Below are 23,106 nucleotides of genomic sequence, written 5' to 3'. Positions count from 1 at the left end.
TAGAAGCGTAAATCCAGGGTTACTTCGATTACATTGAGTCGCGAATCGCAGAACTTCATCGTCTTGATGTCCAGTTCAGAACTATCGATCAAACTATCAATGATATGTTTTGGATATCAGACCAAACATCAGGATCATTCTGTAAAATTCTAGAGATCCGCGAAGTGCCAAGTGATGCCTCTCGAAGATCGACCCCTAAAGTATTAGGGTATGCGCTCAAGAAGTCTTCGGTATCGAATTGTGAAAGAACGAAGCCAGCGCATACGCCTCCCTGGTTCAGACACACAGCGGCGCTGAACAGAATGGGTTAAGTTGCGCAAAAGAGCATCACGCAACAGGCGTATGCCTGCTACACAAACATTAAGGTGAGATATAAGGGGCCGTTCGCGATGGAGATCGCTAAGCCGGAGTACTAAGTGGGTTTAAAGCGGTAGTCAGCAGCCACATGCACGAAGCGCCGAACGGCACGCTGGGTGTGTGAGTGTCAAACATATCGGCACGACAACCCGTTGTCAACCCGAACCGTCAAACTCCATCCACTACGACTACATCAGACGATGTCTACCCCAAGGCATACTGAGCCAGCGAACGCATCTGCGCACGGCGTTGAACGGCCTTGCGATGCGGCTCAAGTTGAGCGAGTGCAGCACGTAACTCAGCCATGTCCGCTTCATCTTCGTCAGTCATCTCTTGAATTTTTTCAAGTTCAACGAGATGCATCTGCAAAGTTTTGCGAGTGCGTTTAACCGCAGAATAGATTTGCCCTTCTGAAATAATAGGCGAATCTTCTCCACGTTCTGCTGTAAGATGTTCAGCAATACTCTTAGCCGTCATGCTTGAATAATGCTTAAGAACAAACTCCAGTTCAGAATTAGATAGAGCACGAGAATTCATACTTTCCTCCAAATACAAGACAGTTCCAAATCATCCCTGACAAGACAATACAGGTCCGACAAGAGAGGATCTGTGTTGAAAACCTATCAGGCGAAAATCCGTCTAGTTTCGGACAGGGAAATCTATTGAAAAACACGGACTTTCGATTTTATCGATTTCCCAACTTTCCAAACAAAAAAATCCGATACCGAAGAGAGGGTATCGGAAATCGCTCAGTTTGAGCGAATAATCTAAGCGGCTTGCGCTTCTTCGAGTTCGGTCACAACCGAACGTCTAGCGGCTAACTCGCGCTGATATTGATCGCAGAACTTCGCAACAGCGCAATATCGAGCACAGCGGATCGCTTCACCCGGACGTACCTGAACGTAAGCGCCATCCGTTTTAGCGGCCAATTCTTCAGCTTCTTGCTGGTTGTAGAACACCCTGACGGCTGTCTTGCGACTGGGCTTCATCACTGCATAAGCCGTAGGTTTCTCCCAACGCTCTTCCATAGAACACTCAGGCAACGTATCTCCATACGCGGCTTCTTGATGCAAGCGAACGCGCTCTTCAAGATAGCGTCTGGTATCCTCGATTGGCCATACAGGTACAGGTAATCTCAATACCGGAATTGGCGGATAGTTTTGATCTCGCAGAGCTTGCGAAGATTGCCAATCGCGCAATATCACGCAGACTTCAAGGCTATCCACTTCATAACCGTTATGAATCGCCAACAGTCGCAACATGTTTAACTAGCGTTCCCATTCGGGTTTCACACCGTTAGCCACACCATAAACACTGGTGACTTTGTAGTCATAGAGGCGCTTTTCGTTTAAGTCGAGCGCATCAAACTGACCAGAGAGTTTCCAGTTGTTCTTGACGTTGGCATACAACCGCTGTTCGGTAATCACAGTTTCCGGATCGGAACCCCATGCAAGGATGGCATGAACGCCTTGCCCAAAAAGTGACCAGAGGCGATCCGTTACATCTTCCTGGAGTTTGTTCCAGTTCAGAAACGTCAGCATACGGATTCTGGGAGACTCTATCAGTCGAGTCACAGAGATATGATCGATCTTCAGATCCAAATCCTTACGGGTAGAATCCTGAAACTCGACTGCTTTTACAAAAGTTTCCGGCAAATTGTGCCGGTTTGTGATTTTCATACTAAAACCTCATGTGGTTTGAGATCCCATCCCTGGAATCAGGTTGAAAACAATCAGGCCGCGTTTTGGGTTTGCGTGGCCCACTTATCGAGTTGCTTGTACAACGTCGGAAAACGATTCGCCGGTAAATGGTCGAGTGTCGTATCCCAAGCACGCTGAATCCACGACTCGACGCGCTGACGATCCAGCTTGAGTTGCTGAATGCGCCGATTCAGAATTGCGATCTGATCATCGGAACAAACTTCAGCTTGTGGTTGCGATTGCGGTTGCGTTCTCACCGGTTTCGGTGCTGGTGGTACTTCAGCGAGATCTTCCAAATCTTGTGTGAAGACATCGCTTAGACCGCCAACTTTCAAAACGCAATTGATCAATGCACTCTTTTCGGCCATCTTCAGGGCTTTGTTGAGATCGCCATAATCTTGCGAGAGTTTGCGAGCGCCCGAACCTTCGGCCAGAACGATTCCTTGAGAATTATGCAGTTCGCAACGAACTACAATGTATTCAGGAACATTACCGTTAAGTACCGATTGTTCAATGTCCGCTAAACTTGGAAAGTGCGCTGTTATGTTCAAAAGACCGATGATCTTCTCCGCTCCGCTTTTCCATAAACTCGGTTTCGAGGGGCCGCGCTTTGTGGGTATAGATCCGAAATCCTGGTTTTCGACCAGACTTTGACGTATCCATTTGATCAGAATCGCACGGTTTTCACGACGACGATCCAACGCTTGCTGGAACACTTCAGTCGGCAGATCGAGCGGTGAAATCGGCATCATCGCCTGATCCGATTCGATCTCAGATGTTTGAACCGATACGATATTGTTCACAGGAGTCGTTGTTAACGACTCCTGTTCGACATCAAGCACAACCTCGGTATCGAGGGCATTCATCAGTATTCCTCCGGCAAAAGCATCGTGGTTAATGAGCGATCATGCTCGGTAATAATCCAGATACGATCCAGATCGGTGACTCGATAGCTCGATAGAACACGTTCACCGGTACGAACTGCATGATCATTCAGCAACTTGTCTTCATGCTCTAAATCGCCCCAATCACCAAAAGCGTGGCGTTGGAGAAATGGCAGGAACGAACAGTTGTGCTCGGCTAACAGGCGCAATGCACCTGGAGTAGCTACAATCCGACCCAACGGTAACGGTTGCTTGAGTTTAGGGTTAGGATTCATGCGGCGACTCCTAATTCCTCAAAGTTTTTCAGTAGTAGAGCCGTCATTTCGACATGCAGGGGATTGTCAGAGAACGCAGAAATTCGTGTTTCCGTTCCTGAGCACTGAGTTAAAACGATATCCAGTGTCCAGAAACCTGGACGGCTTTCGATAGCGGGAAAATACCGGCGATTGACCTGAACACGGTCGACATCCATCAAACTTGTATGGATCACGGCAGTTCTCCTAGAACGGAAGTTCTTCATCAATGGTTTGATGGATGATCCGAAGATACCAATCCGGAAGGTTTCGAGTGTCCGTATCCTGATCAGGACTTGGATCGTCGTTGTAGGATTCCAGATAGGCCGGATCTTGGATGTGTTCAAGCAACTGTTCTTTCAGTTTGCCCATGTTTGATCTCCAGACATTCGTAACCCTTGGTTTTTGCCGTTAAAGATACGTAATGTTTTAGGTATGGAAACCCTTAGTACATCTCTATATGAATTCGGGAAATAGCGAATGCTGGGTAATCAAGATTTTGGAAGTGAAAACAGGCGGGATGTATGGCGGGAATGTGAGAAAAGCCGTTTTAGTTGACTGAGATCAATACACAGTCGTTGCAAACTGTGTTATTGAGATCGAATCTTTCTCAGTCGAGGATTGACCGATGAGCCATCGTTTCAGGTTAGGCATGGCCAGCGCCCTGGTGTCGCTGGTGTTGGGAAGCGCCCTGGTGATCGAGCAGACGGCCTGGGCTTACGATGATCAGGTGATTGTGAACAGTCCAGGGGATGGTTTTTTGGCCCTTCGCAGCGAACCCACGACGAAAGGTGGGCGGCGCTTGGCTAAGATTCCACATGGAACGACGCTCAGACTTGGAGTATGCCAACCCACGTCTAACGGAAGCTGGTGCCAGACCTCTTATCAGGGTTTAACCGGTTGGATTCTGGATCGCTATGTGGTTTCGGTTGACGCTGTTACAGCCAATCGGTCTCGAATGACTGGAACAACCAGTAGCGGAGATCGACCGGTAATGGTGGGCGGTGATCCCGATTTCAGCGGCTGTAGTGCTTTCGGTGCAGTGCGCGGACTCAAACGAGATGGCGATGGATTCCTTGCCTTGCGCTCCGGTCCTAGTAGCAAGGCGCGCATGATCGATAAGTTGGGCGAAGGCGATGGTGTTTATCTCTGTGACGATGCGGGAAATGGCTGGTTTGGAGTCGTTGTTTATCCCCCAAATCCCATGATCGACTGTGGCGTTAATGAAGCGATCGTTCCAAAACAACCGTATTCCGGTCCCTGTAAAACCGGCTGGGTCAGTGAAAATTTTGTTGAAGTGGTTGCACCCTGAGATAAAGGAACTGTCTATGAAACGTCTGCCTTATTTTGCGTTGCTCGGTCTGGTTATTGGATCAAGTACCGTAGCGGCTAAATGCCTGAATCGTCCAGATTTAAGCCCTGAATGTCGTTATCCTTCAGGAGATACATGGTGCTTGGAACAGGGGTCTGGAAATCCGTATGCCTATTCGGATACCTGCCTGAAGCAACGCCAGACAGCTTCCTTACCGAGCTTCAATGAAGACGAAGAATACGGCAGCGTTCGCCAAAAGATGCTTCAGGCTGACTGGAAGCCGTATCAGACTCCAGAGGCCGATAGTTGCTATGAAAGTGATAGTCGCTGTGCAAATCGTCCCGAGATGTTTTCTTGTGCAGCTACAGGAATGGGAAACTGCATGTTTCTCTGGATCAAAAATAACGCAATCACAGCAATCTGTACTGTTGGAGATGATGCGCTATTTGACAGAGTTTGCGAGTATAATAGCCGTGTTGTGAATACTGTCCAAAGTATTGATGACAATGCGACACCCGCACAAATTCTCAATCCTTACCAAGGCTGGTGGCGTTACCCTGATAACGAGTATGGTTGCGATGATGAAGACAACCAATATCGGGTGGCTCTAGGTTCTTACGAATATAATCAAGATTTAGGTCAAGTCGTTTTTGGTCAGGGATCAACAGGGATTGGACTCTATGACGAGTCTTGTGAACTTTCCAATGGAACACAGCAAGGACAATCCTTGCAGTTTGCCGCCAAATGCACACTGGAAGAAGGTGAAATTAAATCCGGAACACTACGCATTACCGTTCGCGACCAGAACAATATTGCAGTACGGTTTCCGTATGCCCAAGATTATGAGATGTGGCTTATTCGGTGTCCGAATTAATGTTGGATAGCCTGAATCCCAAATTAAAATATAGATATTCTAGCCATGCAAAAAACATTTATTCTAGCTGTGTTGTGTGCAATCAGCGTTTCTGCACAAGCCAGAGAATGCGATGAAAGCACCATGAACGCGGTCGAATTTAGAACCTGTGTTTCGGAACAAAATGAAGGAGCTATTCGCTATGCTTACAATAGGCTGATTCAAGCACTTGAACCCAATCAGACGGCGATTGATGCTATACGAGAAGCGCAATCACATTGGGAAAAATTCAGGGATGCGACCTGTTACTATGTGTCTGAAACAGCCACACGAGAGGATGGGGCGTATTGCGTCGATGAATTCAATCAGGCTCGGGTCAAAATGCTGAATCGTTATACAAAAAAAGCATTAAGTCAATAATCGTAACAGTGAGTCAGCTATAAAAACACTCTCAAATCTGTTTGCCTGTTCGCTGATTGTATCTACAACCGCCTATGCGCCGTTGGGGAAGGAACTGCGCGAACGGGTGATGTATTTACGCCGAAGATTGAACAATCCCTGATTTATACTCTATGCATTTATTATTTGCGATTTTTCTATTATTTGAAATTTCAAAGATAAAAGTGTCTGAAGTGATTTTTATGCAATGAGTATAGGCGATATTAAAGAATCCACCCGCAGAGCGGGTGGAATTGGATTAACCCCGAAGGGGGTTAATTGGCTGCCGCGAGGCGCTTTCTAGCTGTTACCAAGATCCAAGCGGATGGAGTTGACTGCCAGTCCCAGAGTGCTTGTCGCCGTGATTAGAGTTAGAAGCGATTCATGCTGACTGGACAGGGCCGAGCGCTGATAGGTACAACCGAAGCCTGTTTGTTTAATCGGCAAAGCCGTCTAACTCTGACCACGCCCAGAGGGCGTGGATTTTCACGTTACGATTAAACGTGGCCTGTCCCCCGTTCTTGTTATTGCAAAATGGGCTGGTGGGCTGGGCGCGCTAGTATGGCGTACACTGATGCGCGGTACCCGGCAGAGTCTTCACCATCTTCACATCTTCATTTCCGTGAATGTCACCGACATCGATGCCCTGGTCGGTACCGTCGGAAATGAGATCATCTTGATTTGTTCGAACAGTGACGAATACATCGAGGGATGGCGTTCCAGCCATCACTATCGTATCCTCACCCGGCGCATTGATTGTGAGTTGGCAGGCCGGCGTCAATGTATAGGTAAAGTTGGTCACATTACCGATACCATCCGTATCAACTTCTATATTAAGGCCCGTCAAATCCACTTCTTTAACATCGGTGAGATAAGCAACCCCGGTCCCGTCTGAGTTTAGGCAAATATCATCTATCCAGACATTCATTTCCATGGCTACCCAGCTAATGTCCGCCCGGCCCATTCTAATTTCGTTGGAAAAGATCTTGTACGCACCGGAGGTCTTGCCGTCCGCGCAATCGGCTCCGCTCAGTTGACCTTCCAGCGCGGCGACTCGCTCAAGCAAGCTGCTGATTATTTGACTATTATCTATTTGCCCAGGAGATGTTAAAAGCGTCCCATCTGGAAACCTGAACCCTGAACCGGATTCAATTATCCCCTGAGCGTAGATGTCCCCGGCTGCATTTGCAGTAGAAACAATTGAAAGCAGCGAACCCGCCAAAAACATTCTTTTCATTAGTGGAATTCCTATACTCATTGCATAAAAATCACTTCAGACTCTTTTATCTTTGAAATTTCAAATAATAGAAAAACCTCAAATACTAAATTCATAGAGTATAGATCACTGCAAATCACAGTGATCTGATCTTTTTGCAAAAACCTAAACGTCCATCCGTTTACTTATCGATCAACAGTGAATCTGGATCTGGATGATTGCGGATCGAATCATCTATTGGCCCTCTTCCTGACCAGGATTTCTTGGTTTCAGGATTGAAGTATTTCTTTCCTTCAGGTGGCTGTGGAAATTTAGGCTTTTTTGTGTCCTGTGCGCTTTGTGATTTTATTCTAGATTTCTTGGAAGATTTTTCAGCAATCGCAATATCAGAAATTTCTATTTCATAGGTATTCATCAAATCTAGAATTTTGTTTAACGCTTCTTGCTGAGAGTTTTTCTTAGCTTTTTTAAGCTGTTCTGCGATCTCTTTTTGACGCTGTTCAAGCTCCTGCTTTTCTTTCAAGAGATCTTCAGTTGATTTTTGCTCAATGTCAGTCATGTTTTTTCTCAATATCTCGGTTGTGTATCGTTACGATCTCAAGCGTTGGAACCGCTCTTCTAAAAATCCAACTTAAAGAAAAATACCATTAACATAAAAAACGATACTTGACAACAGCATCCTGTTAAAATTTCGTTAACCATATCCAAACGTTTCCATGTCTCATCGATCAAACACACGCTCGAAATCCTCGCTGAAGATCCCGGCTTGGGGTTTGGTGCTTCTGGTCCTCGGTCTGGGTGCAGCCAGCTTTCTGCCAGCGCCGATCGTCGACCAACTGCCCAAGAATGTACGGGAAGTCGTCCAGGTCGTCACCGAGATCCGTCAGCAGGTCACAGGCACACCTGGAGCCAGACCTACAGCATCTGGTATCGAACCTGATCCGGCAACCTTACCGAAAGTGGCCGGAAGCTTTGCGACGGCTAAAAAATGGTTGTATCAGCGGGTCTACCATGATCGTCAACAGACATTTTAATGTGGTTGTGAATACGATACCGACAATCGTATCGATCTCAGCAGTTGCGGTCTTGGAGCCTTCGCCGGTAACACTCGGGCCGAACGGGTCGAGGCCGAGCATGTGTTTCCAGCGGCTCAGTTCGGTAACTTTCGTCTGTGTTGGCGTGAACCGGAACGCTTTGAGGAATGTACCAAGAGCAATGGCAAGACAGTCTCGGGACGGGCTTGTTGCGAACGGGTCGATCCGGTTTTTGAGGCGGCCCACAACGATCTCCACAACCTCTATCCATCTGTCGGGCAGGTCAACGGCCAGCGTTCCGACTACAATTGGGGGATGGTATCGAGTCGTGACGCCGAAACGTTTGGCGACTGTGGAATCCGCATTGATGCCAGTATTCGGCGCGTACAGCCACCGGAGGCCGTGCGTGGCGACATCGCCAGAACCATGCTCTACATGCGCGATACTTACGGTTTCAGGCTAAGCTCACAGGATACTCAACTGTATACCGCTTGGAACAACCAAGATCCACCCGATGCCTGGGAGATTGAGCGTAACCGGCGCATCAAGGCGATCCAGGGTGTAGGGAACCGCTATGTCGAAGACTACAAGCGGTTGTAAAAATGATGTTACTTGACAAGTAACTGAAATCTGTATTGAATTACAGATCTTGCTCTAACCTAAATTTGGCAAAAAAAGGAGAAAATAATGTCTATTCTAAAAAATCTGGCAAATAGAACATTTGATGCCGTTGTACCAGATGCATGGGCATCTGCTTGGAACAGACTTGTTAATGAAGATTTTATGAGAGCTTTTGCTGGATGTTGCGCACTAGTAGCCTGTGCAGACAATGTTGTTGAAGAATCAGAAATAGAAAAGGTGCGCGAATATATTAAATCAAACTTGAAATATCTAAAAGGTTATGAAATTGCCCCAGTCATGAAGCAATTTAATGATTACGTTGCTGCAATAACATGCGATCCAGACGAAGGTCGTGATGAAATTTATAAAGCTCTAAAAGAAGTTAAACCTGGAAGTAGTTTATGGGGCGCTGACCAAGATTCAGCAAAAGCATTAGTTCGGGTATCTTGCAAGTTAGCAGCTTCCGGAAGCGACTTTGATGAAAATGAAAAAAATGCCATCAAAGATATATGTGAACAACTAAATGTTGACTATAGGGAGTTCAAAGAACTAGTTTAGTTTTTAAATTAATCTTGAAAGCATTCTGATCTATTAGCGATGCTTGTATTTACTGTAGATCAGAATGCCAATCTAGTCTTGGAGCTTCGCTGCATCATCGCTTTCCGTGTAACACGCTTGGTGAGCGTCGTGTATTTCCTTGGCGATCGCTACCATCAGCCGTCGACCGGTCGGGTCGCTGTTCAGAAAAAGCTGCCGTAGCGTCTCGATCTCGCGCTCGTCTTCAAGGCACAGCAGATACATGGGGCTAACTGTCCCCAACGCTTCCGATAAGATCCTCGATTCCTCAAGTCCCATGCGCCGGATGCCCTGCTCGTAGTTGCTGATCCTGGACTTACTGAGTTGCCCTCCCGTGCGTTCCGAGAGTTCGGACATGGACAAATCCTGGGCCTTACGCTCGGCCCGCAACCGCTCGCCGATCTGGTTAGTGAGTTCGCGTGAGTCCATGTAGTATCCATCTAATCGTGTGTGTAGTTTAGGGGATAATACATGGAATTGTGTATAAAATGAACCAAAAATACAAACATTCCGTGATTTAACAACGTGGACTGAACCACAGGAACCTACGCTTTACGTTGATACGTCGCAATCCAACCGAATTTTTCCATCGACTACATTGAGATCCGTTACAATTTCCATGTAATCATTGGCATTGCTTAAAATAGCTTGCTTGGAAGCTTTTATCCGTGGCGAAAAGAAACTCAGTACAGGATCGAACGGAGGATTAAATATGACCGATGTTGCATTGATGCCATTTTCTTTTCCAAGCACAAACTGAAGATCGCTTACACTAAAACCATGCCAAGTTCCATTTACAGAAATGGAAATTACGGCATATTCATCATCGTCTTCGATCAGACGAATATTACCGATAGCGGGTTTCAAATTGGCTTGAATGCGATCTTTAGCGCGTGCATTGAATCGATAACTGCCACCTTGATCAATCAGTAAGGTACGTTGAAGCTGTCTTAGATCGTCACTATATTCACACTGGTTGTCCAGACCGTTCAGCAGGCGATCTAAGCTGATTGCAGATGATTCACTCAAAAATTCTTGAGCCATTACAGGCTGTATTATCAGTACACTTATAATCAAAAATGATTTGAACAATTTCATTTTATCTCCTTAAAATTAAAAAAACTTTACTTTGATTGTGTGCATTATGAAAGGTAATACACTCTATCGATTCTGTCATTTGCGCTGTAGCAAAACACCGAACTATTGCGATAAGTTTTGCAACAACGGCTATTTCGTCCGAAATGACCCCTGGTGACACGACTGTTGGGTCTTAGCCATGTTGCCGTTCAATCATTCTTACATTGAACTTGCTGAACAAAGCGACTGTTGACCCAACCTTTTTGAATATTGCTCGCTTCTTTCACGCTATTAATATATTGCACAAATACCCACTTCCCAGATTCATCACATAACATCTCTCCAAAATCATTCCGACATTGCGCTGTATCAATCACTAATTCATCACTTGGAATCGCACGACCCACGATCGCATAAGTCGTACCCGGCCCTAAGCGCAGATTTAAAAAGCCATCGTCGGTTTTGATTGGATTAGCGCACCAGTCTCCGGTAGCTTGCACCGAAGCTGTCAAGGCGACAGATAACAATCCAAGTGCTAAAAGACTGATTTTGTAATGCATTGGCGTATTGTAGTCCGCTAATTATTGCAAGAATCAAAGCGTCAACACCGAACTAGTCATGTTTTCCAGCAGTCTGGTGATCGACGCATCAAACGCGCGTTTGAAGTCCGGATCTTGCGCATAGTTTTTGTACAAGTCGAGTTCGCGCCGACGTTCCTTGCTGACCGCGCTCTGAATCAGCTTTTCACGCGCCAGTTGACTGTTCTGTTTATCAGGATTATTGACCACCTGAGATTCATACGCCGGATCATTCAAGACATGATGGGCAATATTGATAAACTTGACTTTTTGCTCTTCCGGGGTGGCGTTCCAGTTTTGAAACCAGCGTTCGTTAAATATCCGGATGATTTCGTCGAGCGGATCTTGGATGGGATTTTCGGGCGGTACGCCGCGCGGGTTAGGGTTTTGTGGATCAAGTGCGCTCTCAGCACTATCCAGCGTGATTTCTTCCCGTAACTTGACCCGCTCCAGTCCATAAGTGGATAAATCGACGCTTTCCAGCAGGGCATCGAGGGCGTCTTTATTCGTGTCCTTGATTTTCAGCTTGGGAATGAGAAACTTGAGAAACCAGTGTAGTTTTTCCCAGCGCAGATTGTCGAACGACAGGATACAGGCGACTTGCGCATAGATCTTGACGAACTGTTTGGCCTTGATCTTGAAATCGGCCTTGGCGTCGTCGTCTAATTCCAGGTCATTGGTGAAGCGATCGGCGCAGGTATCGATGATCGGGCTGAGATCTTCAGCAGGGGCATTCTGAAAAAAGCGCGTATTGAACTGTTCGACTTCCGGCCAGTCGTAGACGCCAACCGTATCGAGCGCGTCCTTGAGTTCGTGCAGAACGTTGACATCCGTCGCTGATGATAAACTGGTGGCGGTGTAGAACGGATCGAATGCGGTCTTGATGTCTGCCGTGGTGTTGCAGAAGTCGAGGACAAATATATCTTCGGTGCGCTTGCCCAGGGCATGGTTACAGCGGTTCAAGCGCGATAATGCCTGGACCGCCAACACGCCTTGCAGCTTTTTGTCGACATACATGGTACTCAGTTTCGGCTGATCGAAACCGGTCAGGTATTTGTTGGCGACCACCAGTAAGCGGTAATCGTCGCTCTCAAAGCGCTCTTCGATGTCCTTGCTGGGAAAACCATTCATCGCCGTACAGTCTTCCGTATATTCGATACCGTCGATCGTCTTTTTACCGGAAAAGGCAATCATGGCTTTGAATCCGGCGTTACGCTGTTCCAGGAGTTCGCGAATCTTCTGAAAATAGCGAATGGCGGTTTCGATATTGCGCGTCACCACCATGCCCTTGGCTTGACCTTTGAGCTTTTTGGGCGACACCACATGGTCGATAAAATGGTTGACCATGATTTCGGCTTTGACGGCGATGGTTTCCTTGTGACCTTCGACATAGACACGCAGTTTTTTCTGCGCTTTGGCGCTGTCGAACAGCGGATTGTCCTGAATGGATTTCTCGATTTCGTAGTAACTTTTGTAGGTGGTGTAGTTGGCGACCACATCGAGAATGAATCCTTCCTCGATCGCCTGTTTCATGGAGTACAGGTGAAAGGGTCTGAAGGTGCCGTCCGGTTGACGCTGACCGAACCGCTCCAGGGTCGCGTTCTTCGGGGTGGCGGTGAAGGCGAAATATGAGGCATTGCCGCGCATTTTGCGGCGGCGCATCGCCTCTAAAATGATGTCCTGGATCTCATCTTCGCCATCGTCGGCCACGCGGTTGTCACCCAACGATCGGTTGAGGTTGTCGGCAGCGGTGCCGGATTGGGAACTGTGCGCTTCGTCGATGATGACGGCAAAGTGCTGATCGGACAGGTCATCGATGCCGTCGACGATGAAAGGAAACTTCTGAATGGTGGTGATGATGATCTTTTTGCCGCTTTGCAGGGCATTCTTCAGGTCTTGCGAACTCTCGGCATGGGCGACGATGTTCTTGACCTCGGAGAACAGCTTGATGTTGTCGCGTAGCTGCTTGTCGAGGACACGGCGGTCGGTGACGACCACGACCGAATCGAAGATCGGTGCATGGCTGTCGGCTTGGTACTGCTCGATCAGTTGGTACGCCAGCCATGTAATCGAGTTGGACTTGCCCGAGCCGGCAGAGTGCTGGATCAGGTAGGTGTGACCGACGCCATAGGTTCGGGCGTGTTTCAGCAGTTCCCGGACCACCTCTAACTGGTGGTAGCGTGGAAAATACAGGGTGCGCTTGGGCAGCGGATCGTGATCCCTGTCGCCGACCAGCTTGGCGAAGTGCTCGATGATGTTGGTCAGACTGGGGCGGCTCAGGATCTCCTGCCACAGATAGGCGGTCCGGTGTCCGCCCGTGCCGGCTTCGCCGGGCGGGTTGCCCTTGCCGTGGTGATGGCCCTTGTTGAACGGTAGAAACACCGTCTTGCGTCCGGCTAGGCGCGTGGTCATATAGATGTCGTCGGTATCGACGGCGAAATGCACCAGACAGCGCCCGAACTGAAATAGCGGTTCGTTGGGGTCGCGATCCTCGCGATATTGCTTCATCGCGTGGTAGGTGGTCTGGCCGGTCCAGGCATTTTTCAGTTCCAGCGTGGCCACCGCCAAGCCGTTGATGAACAGCGCCATGTCGACGGACAAATGCGGATTGGCGGATGAATAGTAGAGTTGGCGCGTTACCGAGAAGCTGTTGCGCTCGAAGTTCGCGGCGACTTCAGGATTGATGGTGTTGTAAGGCGCGCTGTAGAGCAGGGTGAAATGGGCGTCGTTGATCGACAGGCCGTGCTTAAGTAGCTTGAGCAGTCCGTGTTTTTTCAGTCGTTTATGCAGATGTTCCAGAATCAGGCGTTCCCAATTCGGTTGATCCTGGAGCTTGGCGAGTTCTTCCGGCTGGGTCGAGCGTAAAAAGTGCCAGAATTTGTCCTGATCGATGGCGAATTCGCGGTCATAGTCGGCTGACCAGCCGAATTGATAGCCTTGGCCGCGCTGGGGGAGGTACTGAGCGGCGTGCGCCAGGGCGACGGCTTCACCGTGCCCGACCTGATCTTTGAGAGCTTCGCGGCTGAGACCGACCAACGCGGTTTCGATGGCGGCCTCCAGCGCTTGTTCGTTGGTGTGGCTGACCATCCTCGGCGTCCTCGTCCGTCAGTCTGCGATTGCTTCGATTACGGCTTGCGGATTTTTATCGACCACCTTGAGCAAGATACGGGCTGATCCGCTCGGCTTTGTCGAGCCTTTTTCCCAACGCTCTAAAGTATGGAGCGAGATGCCTAGAGTGGCGCAAAAGCGTTGCGGAGTCATTCCGGTTTTTTCGCGGATGGCCTTGACGTTCAAGCGAGCCGGTACATGCTCCACGACCGTCGAAGGTTCACCCTTGGCATGGGCTTTGGCGTCTTCCAGGCCCGCCAGAATTTCAGTGAAGGCGCTGCTCATCACGTTTTCTCCAGACTTGCATTAATTCTCCAACGGCTTTCGCTAAAAGCTGTTTTTCTTTGGCTGAAATATTGGCTTTTTCGTTCTTGCCGAAAGCCGCCAACAAATACAACGGCATGATTTCGCTGTGAAAGTAGTAAATGACGCGAATACCGGAACGCTTGCCGCTGTCCTGCCGCGCCCAGCGCAGTTTGCGGATACCGCCGCCACCTTGGATCACAACACCGGCACTCGGATGTTCGGCCAGATACGAAATCAACTCCATGCGCTCTTCCGAAGACAGCAGCGTTGCAATCTTCTTTTGGAATGGTCCGGTTTCAGCGACAGTGATCATTGCGTATCATAGTGATTAATCAGCATGGACTTATAGTTTAATTTTTCCGGTTACTGCTTCCGCAACAATGGATTGACGAAAATCATTAAGCTGTTTAATTTGCTTCTGATTAATTAGAATTGAGTCACAAAAATTTTTTTCAATTTTTTTTACATATTCAACTATTTTAAGCTGATCCTCGATTGGCGGCAAAGGTAAAACTAAATTTCCCAGCTTTTCTGTTGGCAGCGTTTTGGTTCCATGCCCAGACTCTTCTATAAAAAGCGAAATCTCTCTATAAATTGAATCAATAAGATAAAGCAAATATCCAGAAACGATACTCCTCAATGGCTGCATTGCTTTCATGTCCTGGTTAATTGTTACAGGAACCAGCGGTGAAGCAACTGGAATTTTTCGAGCCAATATCATTCCTCTGACAACTATAAGAACACTATTTACCGAAACCAGTTTAACATGTGAACGCTTTACTGCCAGATTAGTTACATGATCTTGAGAATCTGACAAATACTTTTTCTTCATATCTTTTGGTGATACCCAAGGAATATCCCCATTCCAATAATTAGGATTGTTTTTGCTTGGAGTTCCACCACTAGAAAAGCGAACCAGATTTTTCAGCTTTTTTATTTCCCAATACTCAGGAATATCCCCAATCCACTCTACCCCACTATCTCGCGTCGGCGCATTAGGATTAATCCCCTTGGTTATAGCCCGATCGATTAGAATAGCCCTTTGCTCTTTCAGCAGATCAATAAGACGCTGTTTCTTGGCGATGACTTCATCGATTTCGGCGGTTTTCTGATCGAGGAAGTTCGCGATACGATCTTGCTCATTACGAGGAGGTAAACATATTTCTAATCTTTTAAAATCTTTATAATCTAAATTTTGACGTAAACCTGAACCCATTCCATAAAAAACTTTCATCAAATCATATGCGTGCAATAAATAATAAAGAAACGCAGGATTGTGTTCCGGATTTGGGCGTAAACAAATATATGCGGACGTGATAATTCCGTGGTTTTTTGATAATCCTGTGCGAAGACTATTATAATCGTTCTGAAGATCGGTTGGCCGTATTATAATATCATTCGGCTTAATAACTTGATATGTTTCAAATGACTCAGGAACTAATCCAGTCAACTTTTCGACAGGTTTTATAACTATTTGGCCATAGCTGAGTGACAAAACAGTATTTTCAAGCATTCCTATGTTTTTTTGCTTATTTTCTATGAGAACAGAAAACCCAGGTTTAAGCTGCCAGTGAATCGGTACTTCTTGAAGCCACGGACTTTGAGCTTTTTTGTACTGCTCATATCTCGGAAAAGCGATCTGTTCCATTATACGGCTCCCTGTTCGATTCCAAAACTGACCAGTTTCTTGAGTAATCCTTCGGTTTCGGCTTCCAACGTCAGAATATCGCGCGTGACCTCTTCGAGCGAACGCAGCGGCTTGTGCTGATAGAAATACTTGTTGAAGCTGATTTCATAGCCAATCTTGGTCGCGTCCAGATTGATCCAGGCTTCGTCGATATGCGGACGCACTTCACGTTGAAAATAAGCGTGAATATCCTCCGTCAGTGGCACATTTTCGGTATCGCGCACGTCTGAATCGCTTTCATACTCGATAAACTCACCCGGCGTTTCGCTCGGCCAGTAACCGAAGTCGGCAAGCTGGTCTTGATCGCACACAAAGTTACCAAAGGAGAGTTCTCCCAGCACTTTACCGAGCTTGCTGCCCTTCAGCGTATGCACTTTCTTGATGACTTTCGCCGCCTGATCGTCCCGCCAACTGACCGCGTTGAACAGTTGGTTTTTCTCCGAGACCGAAAGTTTGATGTCCAGCGTATCGAGTGCCGTGTCGACATCGGCCTTGAAGCGGTTGAAATCCAGGTACAGTTCCTGCCCCATCGATGCCATCAGCCGCTCGGCCTTGCGCATCAGTTCGCGTTGGGCGTTCCAGGTGCCGGGATCGAGCAGGAGCTTCTTGTTCTTGGCCGTCAAGCTGATCTCTTCGCGCTCCAGGTGCTCTTCGATCACGGCCTTGTGCCGGCCTAACTCGGCATAGATCGCCTCTCCCCAGCGGTCATACGTCCATTCCATCGGCTCGGACAGGGCCGGCACGAAGCGCAATGTACCCACACGCTCCGGCGTGAACTGCGCGGCTTTGCGACTCGGACGCTCGATCGTCACCTTGTAGTAGCCAAAATCGGTGTTGTCGAACACCTTCGAGATCCCTTCATCCGGCATCCGCGCATGAAGCTCGACGATCTGCTGAATGTGCTCGGGTGCAAATTCACAGTTTTTGTCACCCAGGTTCTTACGTAACTTGCGGTACAACTGTGACGCATCGATCAGTTGCACCTTGCCCCGACGATCAGCGGCCTTGTGACTGGCCAGCACCCAAATATAGGTGGTGATCCCTGTATTGTAGAATAGATTGTTCGGTAACTGGATGATGGCTTCGAGCAGGTCGTTTTCGATGATATGGCGACGAATATTGCTCTCGCCACTCCCGGCATCGCCGGTAAACAGCGAACTGCCGTTATGTACGGAAGCGATGCGCGACCCCAGCGGACTGTCTTTGATGGACTTCATCTTGTCCACCATTTCCATCAAAAACAGCAACTGGCCATCTGAAGAACGCGGAATGGCGGGAGCGGTTTCAATGTGACCGCGAAAATTCTTCAGCAGAAACTCAAAACGCGGATCGAGTACATCCTTGCCATCGATAATCGCGCTTTGATCTGTTCTCCAGGACTTGCCATACGGCGGATTCGAGAGCATGAAATCGAACCGCATTCCCTTAAAATCATCCGTAGCCAGCGTCGATCCGTTCTTGATGTTCTCGGGATTATTGCCCTTGATCATCATGTCTGACTTGCAGATCGCGTAGGTTTCGTCGTTGATCTCCTTGCCGTACAGAAACACGGAGTTCTGTTGCACGCGAAACGCGCCTTCGGGATCTTCCAGATAGTTTTGCGATTCGGTCAACATGCCCCCGGAACCGCAGGCCGGATCGTAAATCAGCATGGTTGGCGGTAGCCGATCCTGCACCGGATCGAACAGCAAGTGAATCATCAAATGAATCACTTCACGCGGCGTAAAGTGTTCTCCGGCTTCCTCGTTGTTCTCTTCGTTGAACTTGCGAATCAGTTCCTCGAAGACATAGCCCATGCCAAGATTCGTCAAGGGCGGCAGTTTGCGCCCGTCCGGATCGAACGTTTCAACCGGAGACAGATTGATCGATTTGGATGTGAACTTTTCCAGGACATCGAACAGGACGTTCTTGGCCGCCATGTGCTTGGCTTGACGACGGAGATCGAACTTATCGACGATTTCCTGTACGTTCGCGCTGAAACCGTCCAGATAGTACTTGAAGTTGGCTTCTAGCTGCTGACGGTTGTTGGCGGCGGTATCGACGATTTTCTGTAACGTAAATGGCGAGGTGTTGTAGAACACATAACCCGAAGCTTCCATCAATCCCATCGGATCAAGTTCCGCGAAACCGTTGTCACGCTGAAATTCCACTTCCTCCATCACCGCGTCTTTTGACCCTTCAAGCAGGCAATCCAGACGGCGCAACACGAACATCGGCAAAATGACATCACGGTATTTACCGCGAACATAGACATCACGCAGGCAATCGTCCGCAATCGACCAGATAAATGAAACGATTTTGTTGTGAGATGAAAAATCCATGATTAATGGCGTTGCGCTCAAGCGTTAATTGTTAGTCTGATTCGCGGAATCAGAATAGAAAAATAAATACATTTTACAGCGTTGTCACAGGATACAGGGGGATCACTGTATCGACAGTTATCAACGTTAAACCGTGTTCTTGTGCTTGGCAAATCAGCATTCGATCGAACGGATCGCGATGATGGTCTGGTAAAGTCGCAAGACGCTGTACACTGGCTTCATCCAACGCGAGGGTTTCGATACCGTGACGAGCGCGTTGTGTGGCGAGATAAATCTCAGGGTGCTCTGGAAGCGGTAGCTTGCCTAACCGATGCTTGACGAGGGCTTCCCACAGCGAGACTGGACTGAGATAGACGCGATTCGCCGGATCTCGAATCAGATCACGGGTATCAGGCTTGAGATGACGATCAGCGGTGATGTACCACAAAAAGATGTGGGTATCGAGTAAGAGTTTCATGACTCAAATAAAGCTATTTCAGTCTCTGGCAAAGGAGCATCGAAATCGTCTGGCACCTGAAATGCGCCGTCACAAAGACCGTAAGGACGTGGTGATCGCACCCGCTTTTGTCGTTCTTTCAGGAACGCTGCAAAGTCCAGCACTTCTACTTGCTGTTCCGGGGAAAGTTCCCGCAGAAGTTCTATGACACGCTCTTCTGTATGCATGATGAAGTCTCCGATTATGAGACCGAGGGTTTGGCTTTTCGAGACCAGTCGAGATGGTTTTTGTAACGCGCCGAAAAGTCCGGTTCCGCTTCAAAACTGCCGATATAACCGATTTCCAGGGCTTTTTTCAGAGCATCCTGTCCAACCAGAAAAGAACGCGCTTCCTTATGGGTCACGGGCAGAACAATGACTTCGACATCCTGGTTAGCAAATTCAGCCACAGGAATATGCAGCAAACCATCGGCACCGATAGGCGTTGTGAGATGCAGATTTTTCATTGATGTGCTCCTCAAGTCTTTGGCATGAAGGTTATCATCTTTTCATCGGTAGGCGAGGTTTCCTACCGGAGTGTCAGACTGTTCCCTTTGTTCCCCCCGTTCCCTGTTCCCTGCCATCCTGCAAGTGGTGGCGACATCGCCTGACTGTCGGCTCGCTGCGTCCGGCGTGCCGCCGCGATCAAAGTGCGGTTGGCCGCGTGCCGTCGGGGAACGAGGGAACAAAGGGAACAAGGGAACAAGGGAACAAGGGAACAAGGGAACAAGGGAACAAGGGAACAAGGGAACGATCGACACCCTCGATCTCCGGTGCCTCATGTCCTATTAGTCGCCTGTTGCTCGTAGCCATGTTGCCGACGTCGCTTGCTGATCGCCTCAATATGCTTCAGTCCAGCCTGTTTTGAGGCAACGTGAACGATCCTGAGTCTGCCCAGATGCGATCCTAGCGCGCCCCAACACTGGATTAATGTCCACTGATCAAACAGGTCATGGACCAAGACGACGCTGTAGTAACGCTGCTTCTCAGAGTGAATCCAGCGATGGCGCATCAGGGTTATCAGTAATTTCGCACAAATACACAATTACTTATTTGTGTTTTTGTGACTTTGTACATAGTCACGGATCAGCTCATTCACAATTTCGCTGATTGTTCGTCCCTCATCGACAGCAACACGCTTCAGATCGCGTTTGAGTGGTTTGGGCAGATCGACGCTTAGACGCTCAGTGTCACGCACAGCTTCTTTTAAAGTTGATGGCGCGGCTTTGGGCTTAACCTTAAACTCCATCGAATGCCTCCAAAACGCGATTGGTGAGGAGTCGAATTTCGTTAGCGGCCTCGCTCGCAGCATCCATTGCCTGCACAGTAGTTCCCTCCGTGATAGCACGCGCATACAGTGTGCGGTCATAGATCGTATGCGTTAACAACGGTAGTCCATAACCTTCAACAGCACGGCGCATTTCGCGTGCAATGGAGGTATTTTTCTTCGCTCTGACCACGACAAACGCTGCGGCTGGTCGACCGTCGGTCGCTTGCTGGCGAGCCTGGATCACATCGACCAGTGGAGCACAGGCCCAAAGATCCAGTGCTGATGGTTGAACTGGAATCAGGATCATGTCGGCTGCCTTCACGCCGGATGCAACCATCTTTTCGACCTTAGAGGCCCCATCGATCACGATCCATTGGTAATCACCGCCGATAGCCTGAAGTTCACGATCAAGGGTTGGACGGTCAAGTCCGATCACCGGGAGACCAGAAGCTCCAGCCGCGCTCCAGTCGCGCGCTGATCCTTGAATGTCGGCATCCACAAGCAAAGTGCGACCATGCTCCTTCAGGGCATAGGCTAAGTGGATAGCCAATGTAGTTTTTCCTGACCCTCCCTTGGGGTTCAGGATCGCGATAACATTTGGCATTTTGTGCTTTTGTGCTTTTGTGCGTTTGTTTGTGATTTTGATTATGAACTTATATAAACATTTGTACAAATTAACATGAAACTCACAAATGTACATTTGTGAGTTTAAGCAAACTAGGCGGGTGCCTTACCCTGATCAATCAGACCCTGAAGTCGAACGCGAGCTTCCTCCCAGCTCTCTCCCGGCTGGGCGTGCTGCTCGATGTAGGCGCGCGTGACCTTGGGTTTGACTGGCTTGGACTTGGCCGGATCTGGATGCTGGGTGTCGGGCTTCGGATCGGCCTTGGGACCGAAGGTGAAAGTCAGGGCATGGACTACGCGACCGCGCTTGTGCTGCTCCCACTTCACCCAGAGGTCACTGTGAGCGTTGATCTGCTCGATGGCGGGATTGAGGATGCGGTTCTTGAAGTCACGGATGTTGGGGTACTTGCCGCCGAGTTGCAGCCGTTCACGAAGCCAGATCAGTTCGACTGTGCGACTTCCAGCCTCACGCCACTGCACTAGCAGTTCGTAGAGTCGGATCGCGTAGCCAGATGTCATGCTGGCCACGGACTTCAGGTGATAGGACGTGAAACGCTCCCGAAGCTGGGACAGAAACGGCAGGATGTCAGGTGCGAACACAATCGACAACGCCCCTTGCCCATCCTGATAGCGGATCGAAGCGACCCATCGGGTTTCGATCAGGGAAACGTCTGGTTGGTGAGGAAATGGCCCATGAATGACGACAGAACGCGCATACAGGCGCTGGGCTACTTGGCACAATAGCTCGTAAGCCTGTGGACGACTGACACCGTAGATCTCCATCACGTCAGCCAACGTGATTGTGTGACAAATCCCGACAGTCAAAGGCCCTCTACTGTCCACACGCGCCAAGGCTAGCAAGAGTAACCGTTGCTCGGCTAGTGACAAAGCATAGGTCGCTTCGACCAAATGGTTGGATTTGGTGACGACAACGTTGGGCTTCCGTGGCATGGTTAAAAATTATGTGATTTTTCGTACAAAAAATATATCACACAATATTCGGGATTTGTCTCACTATCATTCGGGATTTGTCTCACTATCATTCGGGATTTGTCTCATTATCGTCGGGATTTGTCACATAATACACTCGCAAATATTTGATTTTTAAATAAAAAATAGCCCTTAAAACAAGTTAAAACATTAAAACAGAAAAGAGAATCAGGTCCTGTGGATAACTTTGCGGCCTGTGGATAACCGAGCTGACTCCACCCAAGAAACGCTCATTTCTCCTACAAAAAGTGTCATCATCGACGACAATCCCCCCTCATCTTCAAGCGATCAAGCATCACTTCAAGCCTCCTACTGCTCTGCAAGGCACTGAAAATACGGTCTCCAAGTGGAGGGTTCTTCAAGGTCAACACCTGGAACTCAAGCCAACGAGTTGACGGAAATATCCACGAAAGTTAAATCGATCATATTTTAACCAGCAACCACCAGTCATCACGCCAATCCGAGTTGAGTCGAAAATGCCGTCTATCGGGGTGCGACCATAACTGATGCGCTGGCTTAAACTGTAGGTTCCATGGAACTGTCTTGTGAGGCTCCTGCCATGCCAGCGTACGCCCAACGCGATAAAGAGTTGCTTGAGGCCCTGAATCGTCACCCGTCGCTGAGGCAGCGAATTGAGCAGATTGTGGCGGTCGTTGAAGACGCCGGGGGTGAGTTGTCGCGCGCAGATGCGGCGGAACGTCGGATGATTGAGGAACTCCAGCGTCTGGGTCAGGAGAGCCTTCAAGCCTGGGCGCAGCGGCAGGTGGAACAGACCACGCGCGCGACATTGGAGAGCGGAGAGGCACGGCGGGCGGGAAAAAAAAACTGTGCTGGCACAGTACGTTCGGGCTGATTGAAGTGGAGGAAGTGCTGTGTCGTGAAGGCACGCAGTTACGGCGCAGTTTTTCGGCTAGGGCGCAGGTCAGCCATCGGTGTTGCTCGCAACCGTTGCAGCGGGTGGTGACGGACTTGGGGGCCGATGTGTCATTTCAGCAGGCGGCGGGGAAGTTGTGGGAGCACTATCGGGTGCGTTTGCCGGTGGAGACGATCCGGCAGATCGTTGAGGGCCATGCGCAGGCCATCCTGGAGGCCCATGAGGTGCAAGCGGCGTGGCCGACCGAACCTGGGGCGCCGTGGCTTGTGGCTGAAATGGATGGCGGGATGGTGCCGATCATGACCCCGGATCCGGCGCAGTCGGACCAGCGCTGTGGGAAGCAACTGGGGTGGAAAGAGGCCAAACTGTGTCTTGCGCATCCCCTCGGAAGTGCCACGCCCTGTTATGGTGGAACGCTTCAAGGCGGTGTCGATGGGCTAGCAGCCTGTCGGACTTTGCCGCTGCCGCCCGCTTGCCGACTTGGTAGACTGTCGCCCCCCTTCAGGACCGACC

General features: G+C 49.0%; 30 protein-coding genes and 1 pseudogene. 7 read left to right on the top strand and 24 right to left on the bottom strand.

Annotated features, from left to right (window positions below; genetic code table 11):
• Positions 1-561: 561 nt before the first annotated feature.
• The 7 genes from GJ668_RS16265 to GJ668_RS16235 form a co-directional block, all read right to left on the bottom strand.
• On the bottom strand, positions 562-894 hold the full coding sequence (locus GJ668_RS16265; RefSeq protein WP_155451185.1) for a hypothetical protein: 333 nt from the start codon (positions 892-894) through the stop codon (positions 562-564).
• 230 nt (positions 895-1,124) lie between these two features.
• Entirely contained in the window at positions 1,125-1,619 is a 495-nt protein-coding gene (locus GJ668_RS16260; RefSeq protein WP_155451184.1) for a hypothetical protein, read from the bottom strand.
• A gap of 6 nt (positions 1,620-1,625) precedes the next feature.
• Positions 1,626-2,036, bottom strand: a complete 411-nt coding sequence (locus tag GJ668_RS16255; RefSeq protein ID WP_155451183.1) for a hypothetical protein — start codon at positions 2,034-2,036, stop codon at positions 1,626-1,628.
• 53 nt (positions 2,037-2,089) lie between these two features.
• A complete protein-coding gene (locus GJ668_RS16250) occupies positions 2,090-2,923 on the bottom strand; it encodes a hypothetical protein (RefSeq protein WP_155451182.1) in 834 nt (277 codons plus the stop codon).
• Positions 2,923-3,216, bottom strand: coding sequence for a hypothetical protein (locus GJ668_RS16245; protein WP_155451181.1), 294 nt, complete (start codon positions 3,214-3,216; stop codon positions 2,923-2,925). The genes GJ668_RS16250 and GJ668_RS16245 overlap by 1 nt, the downstream gene beginning before the upstream one ends.
• Positions 3,213-3,431: a hypothetical protein gene (locus GJ668_RS16240; protein ID WP_155451180.1), complete on the bottom strand. Its 219-nt coding sequence runs from the start codon at positions 3,429-3,431 to the stop codon at positions 3,213-3,215. Before GJ668_RS16240 ends, GJ668_RS16245 begins: the two co-directional genes overlap by 4 nt.
• A gap of 10 nt (positions 3,432-3,441) precedes the next feature.
• Complete coding sequence (locus tag GJ668_RS16235) at positions 3,442-3,606, bottom strand: hypothetical protein (RefSeq protein WP_155451179.1); 165 nt, start codon at positions 3,604-3,606, stop codon at positions 3,442-3,444.
• Positions 3,607-3,862: 256 nt separating this feature from the next.
• Here GJ668_RS16235 and GJ668_RS16230 point away from each other — a divergent pair, with 256 nt between their 5' ends.
• The 3 genes from GJ668_RS16230 to GJ668_RS16220 are packed head-to-tail and all read left to right on the top strand — an operon-like array spanning position 3,863 to position 5,819.
• Complete coding sequence (locus GJ668_RS16230; protein ID WP_155451178.1) at positions 3,863-4,546, top strand: SH3 domain-containing protein; 684 nt, start codon at positions 3,863-3,865, stop codon at positions 4,544-4,546.
• 16 nt (positions 4,547-4,562) lie between these two features.
• Positions 4,563-5,420 carry a hypothetical protein gene (locus tag GJ668_RS16225; protein WP_155451177.1) on the top strand — a complete coding sequence of 286 codons (858 nt, stop codon included), beginning with the start codon at positions 4,563-4,565 and terminating at the stop codon, positions 5,418-5,420.
• A 45-nt stretch (positions 5,421-5,465) separates the two neighbouring features.
• Positions 5,466-5,819: a lysozyme inhibitor LprI family protein gene (locus GJ668_RS16220; protein ID WP_155451176.1), complete on the top strand. Its 354-nt coding sequence runs from the start codon at positions 5,466-5,468 to the stop codon at positions 5,817-5,819.
• Between the two features lie 574 nt (positions 5,820-6,393).
• Here GJ668_RS16220 and GJ668_RS16215 read toward each other — a convergent pair.
• Positions 6,394-7,074, bottom strand: a complete 681-nt coding sequence (locus GJ668_RS16215; protein WP_155451175.1) for a hypothetical protein — start codon at positions 7,072-7,074, stop codon at positions 6,394-6,396.
• Positions 7,075-7,234: 160 nt separating this feature from the next.
• Positions 7,235-7,612: an H-NS family nucleoid-associated regulatory protein gene (locus tag GJ668_RS16210; protein WP_155451174.1), complete on the bottom strand. Its 378-nt coding sequence runs from the start codon at positions 7,610-7,612 to the stop codon at positions 7,235-7,237.
• 217 nt (positions 7,613-7,829) lie between these two features.
• Between GJ668_RS16210 and GJ668_RS20680 the strand changes: the two genes are divergently transcribed.
• The 3 genes from GJ668_RS20680 (at position 7,830) to GJ668_RS16200 (ending at position 9,266) form a co-directional block, all read left to right on the top strand.
• A complete protein-coding gene (locus GJ668_RS20680) occupies positions 7,830-8,087 on the top strand; it encodes a hypothetical protein (RefSeq protein WP_246194949.1) in 258 nt (85 codons plus the stop codon).
• 30 nt (positions 8,088-8,117) lie between these two features.
• Positions 8,118-8,687: an endonuclease gene (locus GJ668_RS20675; protein WP_343032233.1), complete on the top strand. Its 570-nt coding sequence runs from the start codon at positions 8,118-8,120 to the stop codon at positions 8,685-8,687.
• 87 nt (positions 8,688-8,774) lie between these two features.
• Positions 8,775-9,266, top strand: a complete 492-nt coding sequence (locus tag GJ668_RS16200) for a tellurite resistance TerB family protein (RefSeq protein WP_155451173.1) — start codon at positions 8,775-8,777, stop codon at positions 9,264-9,266.
• 72 nt (positions 9,267-9,338) lie between these two features.
• Here the strand turns inward: GJ668_RS16200 and GJ668_RS16195 are convergent, their stop codons facing one another.
• The 15 genes from GJ668_RS16195 to GJ668_RS16125 form a co-directional block, all read right to left on the bottom strand.
• Positions 9,339-9,713: a helix-turn-helix domain-containing protein gene (locus GJ668_RS16195; protein ID WP_155451172.1), complete on the bottom strand. Its 375-nt coding sequence runs from the start codon at positions 9,711-9,713 to the stop codon at positions 9,339-9,341.
• A gap of 123 nt (positions 9,714-9,836) precedes the next feature.
• The gene (locus GJ668_RS16190; RefSeq protein ID WP_155451171.1) at positions 9,837-10,382 is read right to left on the bottom strand and encodes a hypothetical protein; all 546 of its coding nucleotides are present in this window, start codon (positions 10,380-10,382) and stop codon (positions 9,837-9,839) included.
• A gap of 188 nt (positions 10,383-10,570) precedes the next feature.
• Positions 10,571-10,921, bottom strand: coding sequence for an SH3 domain-containing protein (locus GJ668_RS16185; RefSeq protein WP_155451170.1), 351 nt, complete (start codon positions 10,919-10,921; stop codon positions 10,571-10,573).
• Between the two features lie 33 nt (positions 10,922-10,954).
• Complete coding sequence (locus GJ668_RS16180) at positions 10,955-14,026, bottom strand: type I restriction endonuclease subunit R (RefSeq protein ID WP_155451169.1); 3,072 nt, start codon at positions 14,024-14,026, stop codon at positions 10,955-10,957.
• Positions 14,027-14,044: 18 nt separating this feature from the next.
• Positions 14,045-14,332 (bottom strand): helix-turn-helix domain-containing protein, encoded by a 288-nt coding sequence (locus GJ668_RS16175; RefSeq protein WP_155451168.1) that lies wholly within the window; start codon positions 14,330-14,332, stop codon positions 14,045-14,047.
• Positions 14,313-14,666, bottom strand: a complete 354-nt coding sequence (locus GJ668_RS16170; RefSeq protein WP_155451167.1) for a type II toxin-antitoxin system RelE/ParE family toxin — start codon at positions 14,664-14,666, stop codon at positions 14,313-14,315. Before GJ668_RS16170 ends, GJ668_RS16175 begins: the two co-directional genes overlap by 20 nt.
• A gap of 30 nt (positions 14,667-14,696) precedes the next feature.
• The gene (locus tag GJ668_RS16165) at positions 14,697-16,001 is read right to left on the bottom strand and encodes a restriction endonuclease subunit S (RefSeq protein WP_155451166.1); all 1,305 of its coding nucleotides are present in this window, start codon (positions 15,999-16,001) and stop codon (positions 14,697-14,699) included.
• Entirely contained in the window at positions 16,001-18,361 is a 2,361-nt protein-coding gene (locus GJ668_RS16160; RefSeq protein ID WP_155451165.1) for a type I restriction-modification system subunit M, read from the bottom strand. Before GJ668_RS16160 ends, GJ668_RS16165 begins: the two co-directional genes overlap by 1 nt.
• A gap of 73 nt (positions 18,362-18,434) precedes the next feature.
• On the bottom strand, positions 18,435-18,818 hold the full coding sequence (locus GJ668_RS16155) for a type II toxin-antitoxin system VapC family toxin (protein WP_155451164.1): 384 nt from the start codon (positions 18,816-18,818) through the stop codon (positions 18,435-18,437).
• Entirely contained in the window at positions 18,815-19,024 is a 210-nt protein-coding gene (locus GJ668_RS16150) for a DUF2281 domain-containing protein (protein WP_155451163.1), read from the bottom strand. Before GJ668_RS16150 ends, GJ668_RS16155 begins: the two co-directional genes overlap by 4 nt.
• 14 nt (positions 19,025-19,038) lie before the next feature.
• A complete protein-coding gene (locus tag GJ668_RS16145) occupies positions 19,039-19,302 on the bottom strand; it encodes a hypothetical protein (protein ID WP_155451162.1) in 264 nt (87 codons plus the stop codon).
• Between the two features lie 311 nt (positions 19,303-19,613).
• Positions 19,614-19,847 (bottom strand): WGR domain-containing protein, encoded by a 234-nt coding sequence (locus GJ668_RS16140; RefSeq protein ID WP_155451161.1) that lies wholly within the window; start codon positions 19,845-19,847, stop codon positions 19,614-19,616.
• A gap of 33 nt (positions 19,848-19,880) precedes the next feature.
• Positions 19,881-20,084 carry a ribbon-helix-helix domain-containing protein gene (locus tag GJ668_RS16135; RefSeq protein ID WP_155451160.1) on the bottom strand — a complete coding sequence of 68 codons (204 nt, stop codon included), beginning with the start codon at positions 20,082-20,084 and terminating at the stop codon, positions 19,881-19,883.
• Positions 20,074-20,805 carry a ParA family partition ATPase gene (gene parA, locus GJ668_RS16130; RefSeq protein WP_246194947.1) on the bottom strand — a complete coding sequence of 244 codons (732 nt, stop codon included), beginning with the start codon at positions 20,803-20,805 and terminating at the stop codon, positions 20,074-20,076. Before parA ends, GJ668_RS16135 begins: the two co-directional genes overlap by 11 nt.
• Positions 20,806-20,822: 17 nt before the next feature.
• Entirely contained in the window at positions 20,823-21,680 is an 858-nt protein-coding gene (locus GJ668_RS16125) for a RepB family plasmid replication initiator protein (protein ID WP_155451159.1), read from the bottom strand.
• Positions 21,681-22,278: 598 nt separating this feature from the next.
• Between GJ668_RS16125 and GJ668_RS16120 the strand changes: the two are divergent.
• Positions 22,279-23,027: pseudogene (locus GJ668_RS16120) on the top strand (ISKra4-like element ISTvi1 family transposase); the annotation flags it as partial.
• Between the last annotated feature and the right edge of the window lie 79 nt (positions 23,028-23,106).

The sequence above is a fragment of the Allochromatium palmeri genome (genome assembly GCF_009720725.1).
GTDB lineage: Bacteria > Pseudomonadota > Gammaproteobacteria > Chromatiales > Chromatiaceae > Thermochromatium > Thermochromatium palmeri.
The sequence above is the reverse complement of the archived record's forward strand: the minus strand, read 5'-3'. Positions and strand labels throughout refer to the sequence as shown.